Genomic DNA, 19,841 nt, shown 5'->3' with positions numbered 1-19,841 from the left:
TAACACACGTGAATCATTCCAGAACTATTCCAGTCGTTAATATTGCCGGACCAGGATCGCAGCCAGAAGAGGAAGACTTTAACTTTCTTCCCATCCCCGCCGGCATTAATCTCCCGCTGACGCCGGTTTTACCGGAACAGGCGCTGCCCGCTGAGCTCCGTGTTGCCAGACACATCCTGACTACGCTTATTCGCGATATGGATAACCCGGTGGCAACGCTCCCCTTTCCCCTGAGCTATAAGCTGAATGCCACTGAGCAACAGAATAGCGGTTTATTGGATCAACTGCTCGGCGAAGGTGAAATCTCCGCCCGGGTACTATTATCCGATGGAAAAGAACAGCGTATTCAGGAGACGGTTTTTACGGGCGTCTGGCGTGTACGTGAATATAACGCTGACCAGCAACGGGTTGCCGATGAAATTATCATTGGCCCGATCCCGGAGAGCATCTGGCAGACGCATCCGCAGCCGCCGATTACACCAGAATTGCCGCCACAACTGGCGGGATTGATGAATGGCGCCTTTATCGCGCATGAAATAGCCGAGCGCGTAAAACAGCCGGTAAAAGAGCCGCATATCATTAATTTAACGCTATTGCCAGTAAACGATGCCGATCGCGAGTATCTGGATCATTTTTTAGGCGAAGGCTGTAGCGCTATTTTTTCACGCGGATATGGTAAATGCCGGATTGTAAGCACGCATTTTCCCGGCGTATGGCGGGTCAATTATTTCAATGATATGAACACATTACTGCAAGATATGATTGAGATAGCGGACATTCCTGATATCGCCGTTGCAGGCATCGACGATATCGAAGATGCCTACACGGGGCTAAAAAATACGTTGGAATGGTTGAAAGAATACCCGGTCACAGAAAATGAGCCAGTGGTGCGCATGGAGTGCAAAGTATGTTGGTGGGTTTACGACCCTGCGCTGGGCGATGATGTATGGCAAATTCCACCCGGCGTGCCCTTCAACCAGTTACCTGATTACTGGTGCTGTCCGGTTTGCGAAACCAGTAAGTCCGGGTTTATGGTGATCGATGAAGGTAATAATTCGTGCAAAGATTGACCGTCTATTCTCACCCGCTATGGATTACCTGGCAGGAGGCGCCGATCGGTCGTTTGTTACAGGGCGCAACGCCGGTATACGCAAAAACGCTTATTTCACGTTTGTTTACGTTGTGCGCTCAGGCGCACAACGCAGCGGCGGCTTTACTGTTGTTTCCTGAAGAGAAGCCAGATATGCAGGCCGCACAACAAGAGTTGGCGCGAGAAACGCTCCGTCGCGCGTTGACCGACTGGCTCCCCCTGTTTAGCCACCGACAGGCAACCGCTGAAGAATGGGCGTTGTTACGTCGCGGAGAGTTATCCCCGCTGGCAAGCACAATCTTTTTTGACGATGATCCTCAGACCTGGCTTGCCGCTGGCGTAAAGGGCTGGGAAGCCTGGTTTTTGCAAGAGCGTTCTGAAACCGCCCGCTGGCTGGCGGCAGTACAGAATATCATTACACCTACACTACCGATGGCGTCGTCCCCGGACCATACGTTAATAACCCATGGTCCCCTGGATGTCTCGCCTCTGGCTATCGAATATCCGCTGCTGTCAGCCTGTTGTCTTAGCGGAAAAACGACTGCGCTACGTCTGCTGGCCCGCTGCATTACGCTCGCCCGAAGTTTGAGCGCCCTTCCTACCCTACGCTGGAATCGTTTTGATGATGGCGAGTGGAAAATAGCAGTAGTGGAAACCGCGCGAGGATGGTTAGTTCATCAGGCCAGACTGACGACGTCAGGTAATATTACCAAATTCAGGCAGTACGTCAGTCCATGAACCAATGTCGTATAACACGCCATAGTTACGACCATAATCAACAGACCCCATATCGGCAAATGCCAAACCAGCAAAACCGAGACGCGTCCAGCTTTGCGGGGAACCGCTGGAGTCACCATCTTCCGGACGATTGGCGTTGACCTGATACTCCCACTGTCCAAAACCGGTTAGTTGATCGGTAATTTGAGTCTCGCCTTTAATACCCATACGGATATAAGATTGATCGCCATCCGTACTATGATTACTGGAAAAATAATGCAGGCCGTCGACCTTGCCATACAAATCCAGTTTATTGCCATCCTTGTTATAGATTTCTGCTGCGTTGGCGGCTCCAGCCATCATCACGGCTGCGGCTACCGCAGATAACACCACTACTTTTTTCATTTTATATGCCTTATTTGTCTTATTTTTGGACTTTCCGCAAAACCTGCTCGCGGAACTGTCCGGGACAATATCACTAACAATTACCGTGCGTTAAGTTTCAAAGTGTAATATTAGCTTGCTATGTATTAGTGATGTTAAAATGCAAGTTAAGCATGGCTACATCAATGGTGTGCCCTGTTTTCTGCTGTAATAACAAGGGGGTGACCAGTAGAGAACTGGCTTACGGTCGGGGATGCCGAGGTGAGAATGGCACTGAACACTCTGCTGACACTTCATTAAGACGGAATCATAATCAAGTCAGTTGAGGCCACAGCCCTTCTTATTTTTGTGTATAATTTGTTACGTTTACATTTATTTTTAAATTAGCGTTATGAAAATATCAGTACTACTGAAATAGCACTTCTTCGCTTCGCGTATTTTTACTATGGTTAATTATCACATAGCGCAAACGGTCATTTGTGTATCACTATTCATAAGATTAACTATTTACCAGTGGTAATAAACATAAAAGTAAGTCAAGGGACAACAACAATACTGAAACTCTAAATGTTGATATTTTGAGTCATGCCGTTACAAACAAATACGATATTCTTAATTGCACTACTCCCTTTTCGGGGTAGTTTTATAGAAGGATGTTTTTTATTGTTCGAGAGCCATGCTCCTTTAGTATAAAGGTGAACGTAACAGGAAAGATAAAGCGTCTCAAAAACAGACCATATGGGTATAACTATTATGCAAAAAACGTCACTATTTTTTTCAGCCGCCGCGATAACGTTAACTCTGATGGCGTCATCGGCATCAGCGGCAACGCCAACCGCCGCACAAAATGAAGCTACGTCGACCGTTAAACAAGAAATTACAGAAAGCATTAACCGTTACCTTTATTCAATAGATAAGGCAGACCCAACGTTAGGCAAGCAGCTTTTTTATGTTTCACCGGAAACCAGTTTTATTCATCCACGCGGTCACGAACGCGGATGGTCGCAGATCGCTGAAAATTTTTATGGCACCACTATGGGTAAAACGTTCAGCAAACGCACGTTAAAACTGGACGCTCCCCCGGCTATTCATGTGTATGGCAATGCCGCCGTTGCAGAGTTCGACTGGCATTTTACCGCGGTACGCCGTGATAATGGGCAGACTCAACACACGACAGGCCGCGAAAGCCAGGTATGGGCGAAGATACCAAACACAGGATGGCGAATCGTTCATGTCCACTACTCCGGTCCAGCCAAAACCGGCGTTGGAGAAGGCTATTAAGCTTTGCTTTTCAGGTTATGGCGCAGATGAACATTCTGCGCCAGTTAAGACGAACTCAGGTCAGTTGATAGCGCTTATCCGGTATCCGTTTTGCCGGAATATCCCTTTCATCATTCATTTGCAGTAAATCGATTTCTATCGCATTGCATATCGCATCCAGCGGTAAATCATTATTTTCAGTACCGAACGGATCTTCCAACTCTTCCGCTAACGCATCCAGCGCGATAAACGTATAAGAAATCAGCACCGAAATAAACGGCGTCATATAGTGCAGATCAACCACCAGTGCAAATGGCAACATAATGCAGAAAAGATAAACCGTACGATGCAAAATTAACGTATAGGCAAAAGGCACCGGCGTGTTGGCGATGCGCTCACAGCCGGCCAACACTGACGACATATCATTTAAGCGGTTGTTGAGGCTATGAAATAAAATATCGGAAAGCTTTCCGCTGCGGCGGCGAATCGCCAGCCACTCTCCCATCAGCAATAAGATACGGTTAGCGGGGGAATGGGAAGCGACAACTTTCTGTAACGCCTCCTGGTCAAGATAGTTTCCCAGAACTTGCGTTTGAGGCTGTCGACGCAATGTCATACGCAAACAGTGGGCAAAAGCGATTTGTAACCGAACAAAATCCTCGATACCGCGTTCATCAGGCAAGGTTGTTTTCACCTCTCGCAGTATTGAGCGTGAAGCGATCATCAACTGCCCCCACAAATGTCGGGCTTCGACGTAACGCGCATAACAGGCATTATTGCGAAACCCAAGAAAAATGGCGATAGCGACGCCCAGTATGCTAAACGGCGCAAGGGTAAACTTAATACCCAGCATTGTGTACCAGGGCAGCATGATAATAACGGCGATAGAAAGAAGAAAGTTAAGGAGCAGTCGTGAAAAGATTTTAGATAACACGGAACCATGCCAGACAAATATCAGGCGAATCCAGTGCTGTTGTGGTCTAACGATCATGATTATCTTCAGCAGGTGAAAAAGCACTGTCATTAAACGTGATCCAGATCAAGGTTGCAAGCTTCTGGTGATACACGGATTCCCTGCTCTGTAGAACATTTTTTTGCATGGTGCTGACAGGCGTTGGAAAAAAACAACCAAATGTATGTTGTAACTAAAAAGACATTTCAGCACATGAGATATATGACGGTCAACGGCTGCTATCAGTGGTATAGGGTGATTTATCGGGGAAAGCGTCAGCAACGACGCGCTACCCTACCGCTGATTCATTTGTATGACCAGCCAGTAATGAATAACGCTGACAATATACTGTTGCTGCGCTTTACTCAGCGGTTCTCCCTGAGGAATCTGGTGCCACTTCGCCAGGCACCCGCGACAGCAGGTTGCCGTCGCATGTTGCGCGATAAATACCGGATGGCCCCGCATCGGCGTTTGCTTACCATCATTCGCCGGGTGAGCTGGCACCAGTCGCTGGGCGATAAAATCGGCGGCGTGTTTATCAATCACCTCCGCGCCTTTATCCCAGCAATATTGTCTTTCTTTTATCCCGAGACGAAAGCGCGAACGAAATGTCGATCGCGCCAGGCGGGCAAAGAGCGGTTCAAGCGCATTCATCAGTATACCAAACGTCCTAACGTTTGTGTTAATTGTTCAAGCGCGGCGATACCTGCCAGAGAGTTTCCCGCAGGATCCAGCTCCGGACTCCAGACGGCAATCGCCATTTCATGCGGCACAATGGCGACAATACCGCCGCCCACGCCGGATTTAGCGGGCAATCCCACCCGCCAGGCAAACTCGCCGGCATTCTGATACATACCGCTGGTCGCCATTAGCGCATTAATCTGCCGGGCCTGCATGGGGGTAACTACCGGCTCGTCGAGATGAAACGCCTCGCCCTGATTCGCCAGAAAGACAAACGTCCTCGCCAGTTCCATGCAGCTCATTTTCAACGCACAGTAGTGGAAGTAATTTTGCAACACGGTAGGCACATCATGATGAAAATTACCGAATGATTTCATCAGCCAGGCAATAGCGGCGTTACGGGCGGAATGCTCAAATTCAGAGCGCGCGACCGTAGCGTCATATGTAATATCCGATACGCCGCAAAGCGCGCGCGCAACTTCCAGCATCCGCTGACGCGGCGCGCTAAGCCGCCCTTGCAACATGTCGCATACCACCAGCGCGCCCGCATTAATAAATGGATTACGCGGGATGCCTTGTTCCATCTCTAACTGAACCAACGAATTGAACGGCGAGCCGGAAGGATCTTTTCCGACACGCTGCCAGATCTCCTCTTCCGGATAATGACGCATCGCCATCACCAGACTGAGCACTTTCGAAATAGACTGAATAGAGAAGCGTTCGTGCGCATCGCCCGCCTGATAATGCTGCCCGTCCACGGTACAAATCGCTATTCCCAGCTTTGAACCCTCGACGGACGCTAATGCCGGAATATAGTCAGCTACTTTGCCCTGGCCAATGAGGGGGCGAACGCGCTGTAAAATCGTTTCTAAAATTGCATTATCCATGGCCCTGGCCACAACATGCTCCTTGCTCGCAGGTCTGAAAAGGCCTGCGAGTATAGCAGAGGGCGCCACGCGACGTCAGGGCGATTAGACGCGGTTCTTCCAGACGGTCTGCACATTACAAAATTCGTGTAAACCAAAGTGCGAAAGCTCGCGACCGAAGCCGCTTTTCTTCACCCCGCCGAATGCCACACGCGCATCGCTGGCGCTGTACCCATTAATGAATACCCCACCGCACTCAAGACGCGCCGCCATCTCCGCGGCCAGCGTATCGTCGGCGGTAAAGATCGTCGCCGACAGGCCAAACTCACTGTCATTCGCCAGCGCGAGGGCGTGCTCCGCATCTTTTGCAACGGTAATGGCGGCAACAGGCCCAAAAAGCTCCTGACGAAATGCCGTCATGTCAGGAGTGACATCCGCCAGAACGGTCGCGGCATAATAGTTGCCCTCCCCGGCGATTTTCTCGCCGCCCAACAGTAGCCGTGCGCCTTCGGCGACGGAAGCCTGCACCTGTTGATGGAGTTCATCACGCAAATCAAAGCGCGCCATCGGCCCCAGATCATTCTCTTCAACCAGAGGATCCCCCATCTTTAATGCTGCGGCAGCCGCCACAAAACGATCGTTAAACGCCTGCGCAATGCCCTCTTCGACAATAAAACGTTTGGCGGCGGCGCAGACTTGTCCGGTGTTTTGATAGCGTCCGGCAACCGCGGCTTTTACCGCCAGCTCGAGATCGGCATCATTGAGTACAATAAACGGATCCGAGCCACCCAGTTCCAGTACGCACTTTTTCAGCGCCGCCCCAGCCTGAGCGCCAATCGCCGCGCCGGCGCGCACGCTACCGGTCACCGTCACCGCCGCGATTCGCGGATCGTTAATCATCTGACTCACGCCCTCATTATTGGCATTCACCCATCCATAGACGCCAGCGGGAGTACCGGCTTCCGTCAAGATTCGGGCTATCATCTGCGCGCAACCCGTGACATTGGGCGCATGTTTTAACAAGTAGCTATTCCCCGCCAACAGTATCGGCACTGCCCCGCGTAACACCTGCCATAAAGGAAAATTCCACGGCATTATCGCCAGAATGACGCCCAGCGGACGGTATTCAATCACCGCCTGCTGATTTTCTACCAGCGTAGGCTCAGGATTCAGCATTGCCGGACCATGTTCCGCATACCAGTCGCATAACGCAGCGGATTTCGTCACTTCCGCACGCGCCTGCTTTATAGGCTTACCCATTTCACGCGTAATACATTGCGCCATCTCTTCTGCATGAGCGCGAAGCGCCTGACCAATATCGCGTAATGTTTGCGCCCGTTGCGCTACCGATGTCATTTTCCACTTTTTGAAACCGCTCGCCGCCAGACTCAGCGCATGTTCAATCTCTTGCGCGTTAGCCCAGGGCATTGCCGCCAGCGTCTGGCCGGTCGCAGGATTAACGGATAACGCCTGTGTTGCAGTCATCATGGTCATGTTCTTTCTCTCGTTATCAGGGGAGTTGTACCATCATGACGCCCTTTACCCTTTCTGAAAAATGAATAATATTAACCAGACTATTCACGAATTGAGAAAACCATGGACCTGACGCAACTGGAAATGTTTAACGCTGTCGCTCTGACGGGCAGCATTACGCAGGCGGCGGCAAAAGTGCACCGCGTTCCGTCCAATCTGACCACGCGTATCCGCCAGCTTGAAGCCGACCTGGGCGTCTCTCTGTTTATTCGCGAAAACCAGCGACTCAGGCTGTCACCAGCCGGGCATAACTTTTTACGTTACAGCCAGCAGATCCTGGCGCTGGTTGATGAAGCCCGTATGGTGGTTGCCGGAGAGGAACCGCAAGGACTGTTTTCACTCGGCGCGTTAGAAAGTACTGCCGCCGTACGTATCCCCGCGCTGCTGGCGGGTTATAACCAGCGTTACCCTAAAATTCAGTTCGCGTTAACGACCGGTCCTTCCGGCGCCATGCTGGATGGCGTGCTCGAAGGAAAGCTGAACGCCGCCTTTATTGATGGCCCGCTAATGCATCCGGGGCTGGAAGGTATACCGGCTTACCAGGAAGAGATGATGATCGTCGCGCCACACGGCCATTCCGTCGTTTCGCGGGCCAGCGAGGTGAATGGTTATAACATCTATGCTTTTCGCGCCAACTGTTCTTACCGACGGCATTTCGAAAGCTGGTTTCATGCCGATGGCGCGACCCCCGGTACGATTCACGAAATGGAGTCATATCATGGAATGTTGGCGTGCGTAATTGCCGGCGCAGGTATTGCGCTGATGCCAGCAAGTATGCTCAACAGTATGCCAGGACATCATCAGGTGGAAGCCTGGCCGTTGGCGGAGAAGTGGCGCTGGCTTAGCACCTGGCTAATGTGGCGACGCGGGGCGATGACGCGTCAACTTGAGGCCTTTATCGAGTTACTTAACGCCCAACTGGCGAGCGCCGACTGAAGACGAAACGGCCTGCGAAGTAAATGAGAAGCAGGTCACAAAATGATTGTCTTTTCGCCAGTAAACGTTTTAAGATCGCGGTCTCACCTTCTCGCAACTAACCCGAAATATTTTTATGACAATCAATCCAGTTTCCCGCAAGGTCGCGTGGCTACGGGTAGTTACGCTTGCTATTGCCGCTTTTATTTTCAATACCACAGAATTTGTGCCGGTTGGTTTGCTATCAGACATTGCTGAAAGCTTTCATATGCAAACCGCGCAGGTCGGCATCATGCTAACCATTTACGCCTGGGTAGTTGCCGTTATGTCGCTGCCTTTTATGCTTCTTACCAGTCAAATGGAGCGCCGTAAGCTACTCATTTGTCTGTTTGTTTTGTTTATTGCCAGCCATGTGCTCTCCTTTCTGGCATGGAACTTTACCGTGCTGGTCATTAGCCGTATTGGTATCGCTTTCGCCCACGCTATTTTCTGGTCGATAACCGCCTCGCTGGCGATCCGCCTGGCCCCTGCCGGGAAACGCGCGCAGGCATTAAGTCTGATAGCGACCGGCACCGCGTTGGCCATGGTGCTTGGGCTGCCGATAGGTCGCGTTGTTGGTCAGTATTTTGGCTGGCGCACCACCTTTTTTGCCATCGGCATGGGCGCATTAATTACGCTGCTATGTCTGATTAAGCTTCTACCGAAATTGCCGAGCGAGCATTCCGGCTCACTAAAAAGTTTACCTTTGCTATTCCGGCGCCCGGCGCTAATGAGCCTCTATGTACTAACCGTCGTTGTGGTGACTGCGCATTACACAGCTTATAGCTATATTGAACCGTTCGTTCAGAATGTCGCCGGGCTCAGTGCGAATTTTGCTACCGTCCTGTTACTGATCCTCGGCGGCGCCGGGATCATCGGCAGCCTTGTGTTTGGTAAACTGGGTAATCGTCATGCCTCGTCGCTCGTCAGTATCGCTATTGCCCTGCTGGTTGTCTGTCTGCTTCTGCTGCTGCCTGCGGCGGATAGCGAAGCGCATCTGGCCATACTGAGCATTTTCTGGGGCATCGCGATTATGGTGATAGGGCTTGGTATGCAGGTGAAAGTACTGGCGCTGGCCCCGGACGCGACCGATGTCGCAATGGCGCTATTTTCAGGCATCTTTAATATTGGTATTGGCGCTGGCGCGCTGGTAGGCAATCAGGTGAGTTTGCACTGGTCAATGTCGGCCATCGGCTATATTGGCGCCATACCCGCCTGTGCCGCGCTGGTATGGGCTGTGCTCATATTCCGCAAATGGCCAGTGACGCTGGAAGAACAACCGCATTAAGACATTCGTCTGCCGGGAACAGGTTTCCGGCAGACGACAATGCGCCTTAGTGGTACGTTTTAATAATTTCCAACACGCCGTTGATAATAAATTGCACGCCCATACACACCAGCAGGAATCCCATTAAGCGGGAGATCGCTTCAATCCCCCCTTTACCCACCAGCCGCATAATAGCGCCAGAACTGCGTAAGCATCCCCACAGGATCACCGCCACGGCAAGAAAAATAATCGGCGGCGCGACCATAATGACCCAGTCGGGAAACTCGCCGCCATGACGCACCGTGGAAGCGGAACTGATGATCATTGCGATGGTCCCCGGTCCTGCGGTGCTTGGCATAGCCAGTGGAACAAACGCAATATTGGCCGTCGGTTCGTCTGCCAGCTCCTCCGATTTGCTTTTCGCTTCCGGCGACTCATGCGCCTTCTGCTGCGGGAAAAGCATTCTGAAGCCGATAAACGCCACGATTAACCCCCCGGCGATCCGTAGCCCTGGAATCGAAATACCGAAGGTGTTCATAACTAACTGCCCGGCATAGTACGCCACCATCATAATAGCGAAGACATAAACCGAAGCCATATAGGACTGCCGGTTGCGTTCCGCACTATTCATATTGCCCGCAAGGCCAAGAAACAGCGCCACGGTGGTTAGCGGATTGGCTAACGGGAGCAGTACGACCAGCCCCAATCCAATCGCTTTAAACAAATCCATCATAATACTATCTCTTACCCATCAGCGTTTCATGAACCGGAAGTATAAAGTGAAATTGCCCAGGCGCGCCATTTCGCCAGTGTGCAAGTCAATATTTTTTACAACCTATAACCTGTAATTATCAATTAGTTACAAGTTATCACAGCACAATACCCCGGACGCCTTTTAGCAAATCGTGGCATCGGCCAATTCATTTAGTTGACTTATACTTGCCTGGGCAATAGTATCTGACAAAATTAATTACTTGCCGGGGCAACCATTTTGAAAAGCACCAGTGATCTGTTCAATGAAATCATTCCGCTGGGTCGCTTGATCTACATGGTAAATCAAAAAAAAGATCGCCTGTTAAATAACTATTTATCCCCGCTGGATATCACCGCAACACAGTTTAAAGTGCTGTGCTCGATACGCTGCGCGGGATGTATTACCCCGGTTGAACTTAAAAAAGTGCTGTCTGTCGATCTCGGCGCATTGACGCGGATGCTCGACCGCCTGCTGTGCAAAGGCTGGATCGAAAGACTGCCGAATCCTAATGACAAACGCGGCGTACTGGTGAAGCTAACGCCGGACGGCGCGGCAATTTGTGAGCAATGTCATCAACGACCAGGGCAAGACCTGCATCAGGAATTAACAAAAAACTTAACGGCGGACGAAGTGGCAACGCTTGAGTATTTGCTCAAGAAAATTCTGCCGTAGACAAAAAAGAGGTATGACGATGTCCAGACGCAACACTGACGCTATTACTATTCATAGCATTTTGGACTGGATCGAGGATAACCTGGAGTCGCCGCTCTCACTGGAAAAAGTGTCTGAGCGTTCAGGATATTCCAAATGGCACCTGCAACGGATGTTTAAAAAAGAGACCGGTCATTCATTAGGTCAATACATCCGCAGCCGTAAGATGACGGAAATCGCGCAAAAATTAAAAGAGAGCAACGAGCCCATTCTCTATCTGGCGGAACGCTATGGCTTTGAGTCACAGCAAACATTGACCCGGACGTTCAAAAACTATTTTGATGTGCCGCCACACAAATACCGGATCACCAATATGCATGGCGAATCACGGTATATGCTGCCGCTGAACCATGGCAACTACTAGTTTGTTTATGCGCCACGCGAAGAGCACCATGAAAATGCTGTTTCCCGCCCTGCCGGGTCTGTTACTTATCGCCTCCGGATATGGCATTGCAGAACAAACTTTGTTACCTGTGGCGCAAAATAGCCGCGATGTGATGCTTCTGCCCTGTGTGGGCGATCCGCCAAATGACCTTCACCCCGTGAGCGTGAACAGCGATAAGTCAGATGAATTAGGCGTGCCCTATTATAACGACCAACACCTTTAACCTCTTTGCCCCGTTTTGCGGGGCATTTTTTTAGTACCGTCTGGCTATGACAAGTCCGCCGCTATTACCCCGCGGCATGGTCTGAAATTAGCGTTTGTCTTCTTAGTAACATAATGCCTCATCCCCTGACGCGCGCAGTACGGCGCACACGAAATCCAAACACATTGATATAGAGTCCAGCCATAATCAGTACTGCGCCCGCAAGCTGCATCCCGGTCAACGTTTCCCCGAGTAACACCGCGGCGCTCGCCAGCCCGACTACCGGCACCAGCAATGATAACGGCGCCACGCGCCAGGTCTCATAGCGCCCCAGTAACGTGCCCCAGATGCCGTAGCCAAGTATAGTGGCGACAAAAGCCAGATAAAGCAGCGACAATATCGTCGTCATATCGATGGTAATAAGGCTTTGCGTAATGTGATCCGCCCCCTCCAGTAGCAGCGATGACAGCAGGAACGGCAGGATCGGGATCAGCGCGCTCCAGACCACCAGCGACATCACCGCCGGGCGCGGACTATGTTGCATAATTTTTTTATTAAAGATATTGCCGCAGGCCCAGCTAAATGCCGCCGCCAGTGTCAGCATAAATCCCGACATCGCTATATGCTGTCCGTTGAGACTGGCTTCAATCAATACCAGTACACCTATAATCGCCAGGGCGATCCCCGCTAACTGCTTACGTTGTAACCGCTCACTAAAAACAAACGCCCCCAATGCCATGGTAAAAAAGGCCTGCGCCTGTAATACCAACGACGCCAGTCCTGCGGGCATACCAAACTTTATCGCGCAAAAGAGAAAGGCGAACTGCCCAAAGCTTATCGTCAGCCCATAGCCCAGCAACAGCGTAAGCGGGACTTTAGGCCGGGCGACAAAGAAAATTGCCGGAAACGCCACCAGTAAAAACCTTAATCCTGCCAGCAATAATGGCGGCATATGGTGCAGGCCTACTTTGATGACAACAAAATTGAGCCCCCATACGACAACCACCAGTAACGCCAAAAAACCGTCTTTACGCGACATCATCGGCCCCTGTCATTATTAAAATTTTGTAAAAAGGTAAGTTATCGGAAATCAGTGCGCCATAACAGGACTTTTCTTTTTACCGTGAGCATGGCATTGAACAACACACGATGGGCAAAATCCTGCGTTATGGTATGTTAAGACTACGCTATAGCGTACAGACATCATGCTTTTGCGGGCACGGTAGATTAAAACGTCCCGATACGTAACCTCCATTTCAGGCAGGAAAAATGAATCCAGGATTGAGACGTTCGACGTTGGCTCTACTCGCCTCATCGCTGTTATTGACAATTGGACGCGGCGCCACGCTCCCCTTTATGACCATCTATCTTAACCGTCAGTACGGTTTAGGCGTGGATCTGATTGGCTACGCGCTGACCAGCGCGTTAACGATCGGCGTCATCTTTAGTCTTGGCTTTGGGATTCTGGCGGACAAGTTTGATAAAAAGCGCTACATGTTACTCGCGATTATCGCCTTCGCCTGCGGATTTATCGCCATCCCAATGGTGCATAATGTCGTACTGGTTGTCCTGCTTTTTGCGCTTATTAACTGCGCCTATTCGGTTTTTTCTACCGTCCTGAAGGCCTGGTTCGCCGATAACCTCACCGCGACAACAAAAACACGGATTTTTTCGCTCAACTATACCGTACTCAATATCGGCTGGACGGTTGGCCCGCCGCTCGGCACGCTGCTGGTGATGCAAAGCATCAATTTACCCTTCTGGCTTGCCGCTATCTGTTCCGCATTTCCGCTGGTCTTTATTCAGGTATGGGTGACACGTTCGGTTGCCGCCAGCGAGGGGAAAAATGCCGCTATCTGGTCTCCCTCCGTTCTGCTGCGCGACAAAGCATTATTGTGGTTTACGCTTTCGGCATTTCTGGCCTCCTTTGTGGGGGTTGCCTTTGCGTCCTGTATTTCACAGTACGTTATGGTCGTTGCCGATAGCGGCTTCGCGGAAAAAGTGGTAGCCGTCGTCCTGCCGGTTAATGCGGTTATTGTGGTCAGTTTGCAATACGCCGTGGGCCGTCGACTTACCGCCGTCAATATTCGACCAATGATGACGACCGGCACCGTCTTTTTTATCGCCGGGCTCATCGGATTTATTTTTTCAGGCGACAATCTGTTTTTTTGGGGGCTTTCAGCGGCAGTATTCACGATTGGCGAAATTATTTATGCCCCCGGCGAATATATGTTAATTGACAACATTGCGCCTGCCGGGATGAAAGCCAGCTATTTTTCAGCGCAATCGCTGGGCTGGCTGGGTGCGGCGGTAAACCCGCTGGCCAGCGGCGTCATCCTGACGACGCTTCCCGCCTGGTCGCTTTTCGTTGTCCTGATAATCGCCATTGTGTTCGCCTGGGCACTGATGTTAAAAGGAATGCGGATTACCCCTACGCAACAGGCTATCACCTGTTAATTATCTGCAGCCAGTCATGTGCGCTGTTTCTGGCGCACTGGGTTAACCCTATATATTGCAGGCTAATTATCTGCTGTAACTGCGGTAATTCAGGAATATTCCTGGGCGCTGACGAAAATATTCTAATGCTTTACCCTTCCAGTAAAATAAATACGCAATTCAGACTTTGCTTAAGTATAAATTAGTACTATAGTTTGTACGAGGTTTTTTAAAAAAGAGGATGCACGCTAAAATAAGGAGAAACGAGATGTTAGGTAGTATTAACCTTTTTATCGTTGTATTAGGAATTATTTTATTTTCCGGATTTCTGGCCGCCTGGTTCAGTCACAAATGGGATGATTAATGAACGGAGATAATCCCTCGCAGAGCCGGCCCCTTGCTGCATCGTTGCGCAAGGGGCCGCTTTTGTCTGGATGGCAGGCAAAAAAAAACCGCCGGTTCACCAGCGGTAAATGCTTGCATGGATAGATTTGTGTTTTGCTTATACGCTACCGGGCAAATTCTTGCGAGGATAACGGATCGCTAACGACTGTAGCACCGTCAATATCAATGAAGCTTAAACGATACGCAACCAGACCTGAATAAGACATTATGGGACCTTTTGTCCCCAGGGCGCTTTTACAAGACCCATAGTATCAGGCCAGCCGCATGCCCCGTATGGCTGACCTGGATATTGCCGGTTAGCGCGCGTTATTTTTGCAATCGGTTCACGCGGACAAGCGGTTCCTTCGCTTTCTTGTCCAGATTTGATCCGGCTGAACTTCCCGCCCATCAAATACGGCGGAAGGAATTATCACGTTAATCTCGCCGGACTTATCACGAAATACATAGCGATCGTCGCCTTTATGATCAATAAGGTTGCCGCGCAGCGAAACGGTCGCGCCATCATGCAGGGTTTTTGCCTGTTCGATGGTCATTTTTTCTGCATCATCCGTACCGCGATAACCATCCTCAATAGCATGAGGCGGCGGCGGTGCCACGTCTTTTTTTAATCCCCCCTGATCTTCCGCTAGCGCGTAAGGCATTATCAGAAAACTTAAAAATGCAGCCACCTGTAGTTTCATGCTCTCTCCTTAATAACGTCTATTTGACGTATTAAGTCTGGCCGCTATTTTTAGTTTTTACAAACATGAATTTACCCGCAGAATATTAAGCAATAAAATCAACCCATCCGGATTAATATGCAACCGATATCAGCGCCAGTGAGCGCGAAAGCGTAACGGCGTAATAGTTAACTTGCCACATAGCTGAAGTCATATGCATCAACGTCTGGATAGCAATTCAGAATAATCGGCTTTATTTTTTGAGGATAATGGCCTTCCACATAATCAATGACAGTCATCGCCGTAAGAAAGTAAGCAAGTTATGCAACAGCGGGTTTGTTGGTAACTGGATAAAATAATCATTCACTGACAATGTCATAAAATAAATATGCCATACTTGAGAAGAACGAACAGATTTCATTTGTCTCTGTAACGGAAAAATAAACGATGAGATTAGAACAGCACGATATTGTCACCCTTGATGAAGCCGAATCCGTCGATAGCCTGACAAAAAAACTTGGTGATTTACTGGTTAACCAGAAACTCCGTCTGACCAGTGCAGAATCCTGCCCTGGCGGGAAACTGGCGTCAGCATTGTGCGCAGCAGAAGATACGCCCTCATTTTACGGTGTGGGGTATGTCACCTTTACTGATGAAGCCAAAGCAAAAATCTTACGCGTACAACGCCACAGTCTTGCCGAACATACCGCCGTCAGCGAAGCGGTTGTTACTGAAATGGCACAGGGCGCTAAGGATCAGGCTGAGGTCAATATCAGCATAGCGATCAGCGGCTATGGCGGTCCGGAAGGCGGCGAAGATGGCACGCCGGCGGGCACAGTTTGGTTTGCCTGGAATATTAACAATACAACTTTTACAAGCCGACAACATTTCAACGGAGATTGTCAGGAAGTATTGGAAAAATGCGTACGCTTCGCCCTCGCTGAATTGCTTTTTCTGTTAACGAAGAAAGCATAAACAATAATTTCATCTGACCGGTCAGAATAACTCCCGGTCAGAATAAAAAAATGCGAGCCTATGGCCCGCATCGTATGTGCAATATTTCAGAATATATTTATGAAATATCAGCAGTAAAATTAATTGCCGGATTTCCGTCCGCCACTGTGGCTATTCTGGCCACCTTTTTTACCCGCTTCAGATGCACGTTGTGGGTCGTTTTTAAAGTTCCCACCGCTATGCTGGCCGCCTTTACGACCTGCTTCTGAGGCTTTCTCTTTATCTTCTGCAAAATTACCGGAACCGCCGCGATGTTCTGCCATAATATAATCCTCATGATGATGTTGCGTTTTAAATATGATATGTCTTCTCATATCATGTGATACAGTTCTAAATCTAGTCGCCCTGTGCGCAGTGTTAAATTCATTTCTGCATTATTTACATAATACCACCACATGGCGGAAAATATATTTTTTGAAAACATCAACAGCGAAGCGGTAATAAATCTTTGGCAATCAAGCCACCACGGGAAAATAAGTAGAAAAATCCGAATGCACGCCCTCGTTATATTCAGACAACTTAACCCCATAAATTTAACTGGCTGTCATCAGAAGTGCAGGATTCATTTTCAGGCGGTTGTTCGACAGTGCCGAACAACCGTATCAGCTTAGTGATCGAGCCCACGATATTGCAATATGGTGTCAATATGCGGTTCATGTCCACGCCAGGCTGAATAAAGCGTTTCTAAATCAGTACTATTCCCCCGGGAAAGGATAGCATCACGAAAACGCTGCCCGTTTTCACGCGTCAGGCCGCCCTGCTCTACAAACCATTGATAACCGTCATCCGCTAACATTTGCGTCCACAGGTAGGCGTAGTATCCCGCTGCGTAGCCGCCGCCGAAGATATGGGCAAAATAACTGCTGCGATAGCGGGGCGGCACTGCCGGTAAATCAAGATGCTCGGCGGCCAGCGCCTGCTGCTCGAACTCAGCGACAGACTGCTCTGCTACGCTCTCCTCCAGCATATGCCAGCGCATATCCAGCAATGCGGCGCCGAACAATTCAGTCATATCGTAACCTTTATTAAATAAACTCGCCTTGCGCATTCTTTCCTGTAAATCAGCAGGCATTTTTTCACCGCTGTCGACATGACGCGCGTAGCGTTCGAACACACGTGGATGGCTCGCCCAATGCTCATTAATCTGGGAGGGAAACTCGACAAAGTCGCGGGGCGTATTGGTACCTGAAAGCGTGGCATAGCGCTGAACGGCAAACAAACCATGTAACGTATGACCAAACTCATGGAAGAGCGTAATAACGTCGTCCCAAAGCAGCAATGCAGGCTGCCCATCAACCGGTTTCTGATAGTTACATACATTGTATATAACGGGCCGGGTTTCATTGAGTGTGGATTGCTCGACAAAATTCCCCATCCACGCGCCGCCGCTTTTCGAGTCCCGCGCGAAGAAGTCGCCATAAAATAACGCCATGCCGACACCATCGGAGTCGAAAATCTCCCACACCCGAACATCAGGGTGGTACACCGGAATGTCAAAACGCTCGACGAAGGTGATGCCGAATAGCTGGTTGGCGGTCCAGAAAACCCCCTCTTGCAACACCGTATTTAAGGCAAAATAGGGCTTCAGTTGCGCTTCATCTAACGCATATTTTTCCCGCCGTACCTGTTCGGCATAGAACATCCAGTCCCAGGCCTGAACGGTGTAGCCGCCCTGCTCACCATCAATGACGTTCTGAATTTCCGCCTGTTCATTGAGTACCCGCTGACGCGCTGGCGGCACAATGCCACGCATAAAGCTCAGTGCGGCTTGCGGCGTTTTCGCCATCTGATCGGCCATTTTCCATGCGGCATAATTGGGGAAACCCAGCAGTTTTGCCTGACAGCGGCGAATCTCTACCAGACGCTGAACGATAGCGCGGGTATCGTGGGCATCTCCTTTTTCCGCCCGAGTCCATGACGCTGCGAATAAATTTTCGCGAGTCTGGCGATCGCGCAGCGTAGCAAGCGCAGGCTGTTGCGTCGTATTAAGGAGCGGAATGAACCAGCGCTCCTCCAGGCCTTTTTCACGCGCCGCTTCAGCAGCGACGGTCATTTCTTCCGGGCTTAATCCTTCCAGACAATGCGCGTCATCTACCGCCAGCCCGCCCGCTTTACTTGCCGCCAGCAGACGCTGATTAAACTGACTCATTAAGGTCGCGGATTCAGTATTCAATACTTTCAGTCGCGCTTTATCCTCTTCGGCAAGCTGCGCGCCTGCCAACACAAAACGCTGATGGATAACATCGACCAACCGTAGCGACTCATCATCCAGCCCCAGTGAGTGACGCTGTTGCCAGACGGCATCCACGCGAGCGAATAACGCGCTATTCAGATAAATATCGTTGGAGAGCGCCGCCAGCTCGGCAGAAAAGGCCTCATCCAACCGCTGGAGTTCATCGTTAGTGTGCGCAGCCGTCATCGCGAAAAAAACGCTGGTGACGCGTGACAGAAGCGCCCCGCTTTGCTCCAGCGCCAGAAGCGTATTCGTAAAATCAGGGGCCGCCGGATGATTGACGATGGCCTCGATTTCCACGCGTTTTTGCCGCACGCCCTCATCAAAAGCAGGACGATAATGGCAATCTTTGATCCGATCAAAACGCGGTGCCTGATAAGGCAACATACTCTGGTCTAACAAAGGATTCGTCGACATTTTTCACTCCTGAAAATAGGTTGATCATAAGAGTAAGCTTCCCCCTATGCTGACCGCAACCGTGTTAACCAGGATTACCCTTTCATAAACGCCGCGTGCTATGGTAATACAACACAAAAAGCGTTGAGGAACTGTGTGATGATCGTTTTAGTAACTGGAGCAACCGCAGGGTTTGGCGAGTGCATTGCACGCCGTTTTGTTGAGAATGGACATAAAGTCATTGCCACGGGACGTCGTCATGAACGCCTGCAAGCGTTAAAAGATGAGCTTGGCGAGAACGTATTGACCGCCCAACTGGACGTGCGCAACCGCGCGGCCATCGAAGAGATGATGGCCTCTCTGCCTGCGCAGTGGCGCGATATTGATGTGCTGGTCAATAACGCCGGTCTGGCGCTGGGTCTTGAACCGGCGCATAAAGCCAGCGTAGAAGACTGGGAAACTATGATCGATACTAATAATAAAGGCTTAATTTATATGACCCGCGCCGTGCTGCCAGGAATGGTCGAACGTAATCGCGGTCATATCATTAACATCGGTTCAACCGCCGGCAGTTGGCCTTATGCTGGTGGCAACGTCTATGGCGCGACGAAAGCCTTTGTGCGCCAGTTTAGCCTGAATTTGCGCACGGATTTACACGGCACGGCGGTTCGCGTGACCGACATTGAACCGGGTCTGGTTGGCGGCACCGAGTTTTCCAGCGTCCGTTTCAAAGGCGACGATGAGAAAGCGGGTAAAACCTACGAAAATACCACCGCGCTCACGCCAGAAGACATTACCGAAGCGGTATGGTGGGTGGCCACACTCCCCGCGCATGTGAATATTAATACCGTTGAAATGATGCCTGTTACCCAATCCTTCGCAGGGCTCAGCGTCCACCGTAGCTAAGGGGGTATACCCGGTCTGCGGGCCGGGTAATCCCTG

The 19,841-nt window shown here is 50.3% G+C and carries 20 protein-coding genes and 2 pseudogenes; 12 read left to right on the top strand and 10 right to left on the bottom strand.

Features of this window, described 5'->3' with window-relative positions; translation table 11 throughout:
• Positions 1 to 8 precede the first annotated feature (8 nt).
• Positions 9 to 1,070: a hydrogenase expression/formation C-terminal domain-containing protein gene (locus AAYN39_RS02120; protein WP_001016742.1), complete on the top strand. Its 1,062-nt coding sequence runs from the start codon at positions 9 to 11 to the stop codon at positions 1,068 to 1,070.
• The gene (locus AAYN39_RS02115) at positions 1,058 to 1,828 is read left to right on the top strand and encodes an ATP/GTP-binding protein (RefSeq protein WP_001189412.1); all 771 of its coding nucleotides are present in this window, start codon (positions 1,058 to 1,060) and stop codon (positions 1,826 to 1,828) included. Before AAYN39_RS02120 ends, AAYN39_RS02115 begins: the two co-directional genes overlap by 13 nt.
• On the opposite strand, the pseudogene AAYN39_RS02110 reads toward AAYN39_RS02115, so the two are convergent.
• Positions 1,796 to 2,212: pseudogene (locus tag AAYN39_RS02110) on the bottom strand (porin); the annotation flags it as partial. The gene AAYN39_RS02115 and the pseudogene AAYN39_RS02110 overlap by 33 nt on opposite strands.
• A 717-nt stretch (positions 2,213 to 2,929) precedes the next feature.
• Here AAYN39_RS02110 and AAYN39_RS02105 point away from each other — a divergent pair.
• Positions 2,930 to 3,472 carry a nuclear transport factor 2 family protein gene (locus tag AAYN39_RS02105; RefSeq protein ID WP_000513114.1) on the top strand — a complete coding sequence of 181 codons (543 nt, stop codon included), beginning with the start codon at positions 2,930 to 2,932 and terminating at the stop codon, positions 3,470 to 3,472.
• Between the two features lie 55 nt (positions 3,473 to 3,527).
• Here AAYN39_RS02105 and AAYN39_RS02100 read toward each other — a convergent pair whose 3' ends face one another.
• The 4 genes from AAYN39_RS02100 to sad form a co-directional block, all read right to left on the bottom strand.
• The gene (locus AAYN39_RS02100; RefSeq protein ID WP_001670736.1) at positions 3,528 to 4,442 is read right to left on the bottom strand and encodes a bestrophin family protein; all 915 of its coding nucleotides are present in this window, start codon (positions 4,440 to 4,442) and stop codon (positions 3,528 to 3,530) included.
• A 255-nt stretch (positions 4,443 to 4,697) separates the two neighbouring features.
• Positions 4,698 to 5,057 carry a DUF4186 domain-containing protein gene (locus AAYN39_RS02095; protein WP_000992456.1) on the bottom strand — a complete coding sequence of 120 codons (360 nt, stop codon included), beginning with the start codon at positions 5,055 to 5,057 and terminating at the stop codon, positions 4,698 to 4,700.
• Entirely contained in the window at positions 5,057 to 5,983 is a 927-nt protein-coding gene (glsB, locus tag AAYN39_RS02090; RefSeq protein WP_000090079.1) for a glutaminase B, read from the bottom strand. Before glsB ends, AAYN39_RS02095 begins: the two co-directional genes overlap by 1 nt.
• A 72-nt stretch (positions 5,984 to 6,055) precedes the next feature.
• Positions 6,056 to 7,444 carry a succinate-semialdehyde dehydrogenase gene (sad, locus tag AAYN39_RS02085; protein ID WP_000178404.1) on the bottom strand — a complete coding sequence of 463 codons (1,389 nt, stop codon included), beginning with the start codon at positions 7,442 to 7,444 and terminating at the stop codon, positions 6,056 to 6,058.
• A gap of 102 nt (positions 7,445 to 7,546) precedes the next feature.
• On the opposite strand from sad, the gene AAYN39_RS02080 reads away from it, so the two are divergent.
• Together AAYN39_RS02080 and AAYN39_RS02075 are read left to right on the top strand one after the other, a co-directional pair.
• A complete protein-coding gene (locus AAYN39_RS02080; RefSeq protein WP_000366540.1) occupies positions 7,547 to 8,419 on the top strand; it encodes a LysR family transcriptional regulator in 873 nt (290 codons plus the stop codon).
• 115 nt (positions 8,420 to 8,534) lie between these two features.
• The gene (locus AAYN39_RS02075; protein ID WP_000154617.1) at positions 8,535 to 9,725 is read left to right on the top strand and encodes a sugar transporter; all 1,191 of its coding nucleotides are present in this window, start codon (positions 8,535 to 8,537) and stop codon (positions 9,723 to 9,725) included.
• Between the two features lie 46 nt (positions 9,726 to 9,771).
• Here the strand turns inward: AAYN39_RS02075 and AAYN39_RS02070 are convergent, their stop codons facing one another.
• A complete protein-coding gene (locus AAYN39_RS02070) occupies positions 9,772 to 10,437 on the bottom strand; it encodes a MarC family NAAT transporter (protein WP_000968968.1) in 666 nt (221 codons plus the stop codon).
• 258 nt (positions 10,438 to 10,695) lie between these two features.
• Between AAYN39_RS02070 and marR the strand changes: the two genes are divergently transcribed.
• Genes marR through marB form a run of 3 tightly spaced genes read left to right on the top strand, consistent with a single transcriptional unit; the run spans position 10,696 to position 11,777 of the window.
• Entirely contained in the window at positions 10,696 to 11,130 is a 435-nt protein-coding gene (gene marR / locus AAYN39_RS02065) for a multiple antibiotic resistance transcriptional regulator MarR (RefSeq protein WP_000843434.1), read from the top strand.
• Between the two features lie 19 nt (positions 11,131 to 11,149).
• A complete protein-coding gene (marA, locus tag AAYN39_RS02060) occupies positions 11,150 to 11,533 on the top strand; it encodes an MDR efflux pump AcrAB transcriptional activator MarA (protein WP_000091194.1) in 384 nt (127 codons plus the stop codon).
• Positions 11,534 to 11,561: 28 nt separating this feature from the next.
• Positions 11,562 to 11,777 carry a multiple antibiotic resistance protein MarB gene (marB, locus tag AAYN39_RS02055; RefSeq protein ID WP_000783049.1) on the top strand — a complete coding sequence of 72 codons (216 nt, stop codon included), beginning with the start codon at positions 11,562 to 11,564 and terminating at the stop codon, positions 11,775 to 11,777.
• Positions 11,778 to 11,895: 118 nt separating this feature from the next.
• On the opposite strand, the gene eamA is transcribed toward marB, so the two are convergent.
• A complete protein-coding gene (eamA, locus tag AAYN39_RS02050) occupies positions 11,896 to 12,798 on the bottom strand; it encodes an O-acetylserine/cysteine exporter (RefSeq protein WP_000987753.1) in 903 nt (300 codons plus the stop codon).
• Between the two features lie 227 nt (positions 12,799 to 13,025).
• Between eamA and ydeE the strand changes: the two genes are divergently transcribed.
• Together ydeE and mgtS are read left to right on the top strand one after the other, a co-directional pair.
• Positions 13,026 to 14,213 carry an efflux MFS transporter YdeE gene (gene ydeE, locus AAYN39_RS02045; RefSeq protein ID WP_001068053.1) on the top strand — a complete coding sequence of 396 codons (1,188 nt, stop codon included), beginning with the start codon at positions 13,026 to 13,028 and terminating at the stop codon, positions 14,211 to 14,213.
• Between the two features lie 247 nt (positions 14,214 to 14,460).
• Positions 14,461 to 14,556 carry a protein MgtS gene (mgtS, locus tag AAYN39_RS02040; protein WP_000901531.1) on the top strand — a complete coding sequence of 32 codons (96 nt, stop codon included), beginning with the start codon at positions 14,461 to 14,463 and terminating at the stop codon, positions 14,554 to 14,556.
• A 347-nt stretch (positions 14,557 to 14,903) separates the two neighbouring features.
• Here the strand turns inward: mgtS and AAYN39_RS02035 are convergent.
• Positions 14,904 to 15,277, bottom strand: a pseudogene (locus AAYN39_RS02035) (YdeI family stress tolerance OB fold protein).
• Between the two features lie 426 nt (positions 15,278 to 15,703).
• On the opposite strand from AAYN39_RS02035, the gene AAYN39_RS02030 reads away from it, so the two are divergent.
• Entirely contained in the window at positions 15,704 to 16,231 is a 528-nt protein-coding gene (locus tag AAYN39_RS02030; RefSeq protein ID WP_001235351.1) for a 2-oxo-tetronate isomerase, read from the top strand.
• Between the two features lie 119 nt (positions 16,232 to 16,350).
• Here AAYN39_RS02030 and AAYN39_RS02025 read toward each other — a convergent pair whose 3' ends face one another.
• Together AAYN39_RS02025 and dcp are read right to left on the bottom strand one after the other, a co-directional pair.
• A complete protein-coding gene (locus AAYN39_RS02025) occupies positions 16,351 to 16,533 on the bottom strand; it encodes a general stress protein (protein WP_000807642.1) in 183 nt (60 codons plus the stop codon).
• 344 nt (positions 16,534 to 16,877) lie between these two features.
• Positions 16,878 to 18,920, bottom strand: a complete 2,043-nt coding sequence (gene dcp / locus AAYN39_RS02020) for a peptidyl-dipeptidase Dcp (RefSeq protein WP_000106277.1) — start codon at positions 18,918 to 18,920, stop codon at positions 16,878 to 16,880.
• A gap of 138 nt (positions 18,921 to 19,058) precedes the next feature.
• Here dcp and ydfG point away from each other — a divergent pair, with 138 nt between their 5' ends.
• The gene (gene ydfG, locus AAYN39_RS02015) at positions 19,059 to 19,805 is read left to right on the top strand and encodes a bifunctional NADP-dependent 3-hydroxy acid dehydrogenase/3-hydroxypropionate dehydrogenase YdfG (protein ID WP_000636564.1); all 747 of its coding nucleotides are present in this window, start codon (positions 19,059 to 19,061) and stop codon (positions 19,803 to 19,805) included.
• Positions 19,806 to 19,841 lie beyond the last annotated feature (36 nt).

The organism is Salmonella sp. K21076 (genome assembly GCF_039650795.1).
In the GTDB taxonomy this organism is placed as follows: domain Bacteria; phylum Pseudomonadota; class Gammaproteobacteria; order Enterobacterales; family Enterobacteriaceae; genus Salmonella; species Salmonella enterica.
The sequence above is the reverse complement of the archived record's forward strand: the minus strand, read 5'-3'. Positions and strand labels throughout refer to the sequence as shown.

Coding starts and splice junctions, on each gene's coding strand:
- AAYN39_RS02105 (WP_000513114.1), top strand. CDS start 2,930: ATGGGTATAACTATTATGCAAAAAACGTCACTATTTTTTTCAGCCGCC.
- AAYN39_RS02100 (WP_001670736.1), bottom strand. CDS start 4,442: ATGATCGTTAGACCACAACAGCACTGGATTCGCCTGATATTTGTCTGG.
- AAYN39_RS02095 (WP_000992456.1), bottom strand. CDS start 5,057: ATGAATGCGCTTGAACCGCTCTTTGCCCGCCTGGCGCGATCGACATTT.
- sad (WP_000178404.1), bottom strand. CDS start 7,444: ATGACCATGATGACTGCAACACAGGCGTTATCCGTTAATCCTGCGACC.
- AAYN39_RS02080 (WP_000366540.1), top strand. CDS start 7,547: ATGGACCTGACGCAACTGGAAATGTTTAACGCTGTCGCTCTGACGGGC.
- AAYN39_RS02075 (WP_000154617.1), top strand. CDS start 8,535: ATGACAATCAATCCAGTTTCCCGCAAGGTCGCGTGGCTACGGGTAGTT.
- AAYN39_RS02070 (WP_000968968.1), bottom strand. CDS start 10,437: ATGATGGATTTGTTTAAAGCGATTGGATTGGGGCTGGTCGTACTGCTC.
- marA (WP_000091194.1), top strand. CDS start 11,150: ATGTCCAGACGCAACACTGACGCTATTACTATTCATAGCATTTTGGAC.
- marB (WP_000783049.1), top strand. CDS start 11,562: ATGAAAATGCTGTTTCCCGCCCTGCCGGGTCTGTTACTTATCGCCTCC.
- eamA (WP_000987753.1), bottom strand. CDS start 12,798: ATGATGTCGCGTAAAGACGGTTTTTTGGCGTTACTGGTGGTTGTCGTA.
- ydeE (WP_001068053.1), top strand. CDS start 13,026: ATGAATCCAGGATTGAGACGTTCGACGTTGGCTCTACTCGCCTCATCG.
- mgtS (WP_000901531.1), top strand. CDS start 14,461: ATGTTAGGTAGTATTAACCTTTTTATCGTTGTATTAGGAATTATTTTA.
- AAYN39_RS02030 (WP_001235351.1), top strand. CDS start 15,704: ATGAGATTAGAACAGCACGATATTGTCACCCTTGATGAAGCCGAATCC.
- AAYN39_RS02025 (WP_000807642.1), bottom strand. CDS start 16,533: ATGGCAGAACATCGCGGCGGTTCCGGTAATTTTGCAGAAGATAAAGAG.
- dcp (WP_000106277.1), bottom strand. CDS start 18,920: ATGTCGACGAATCCTTTGTTAGACCAGAGTATGTTGCCTTATCAGGCA.
- ydfG (WP_000636564.1), top strand. CDS start 19,059: ATGATCGTTTTAGTAACTGGAGCAACCGCAGGGTTTGGCGAGTGCATT.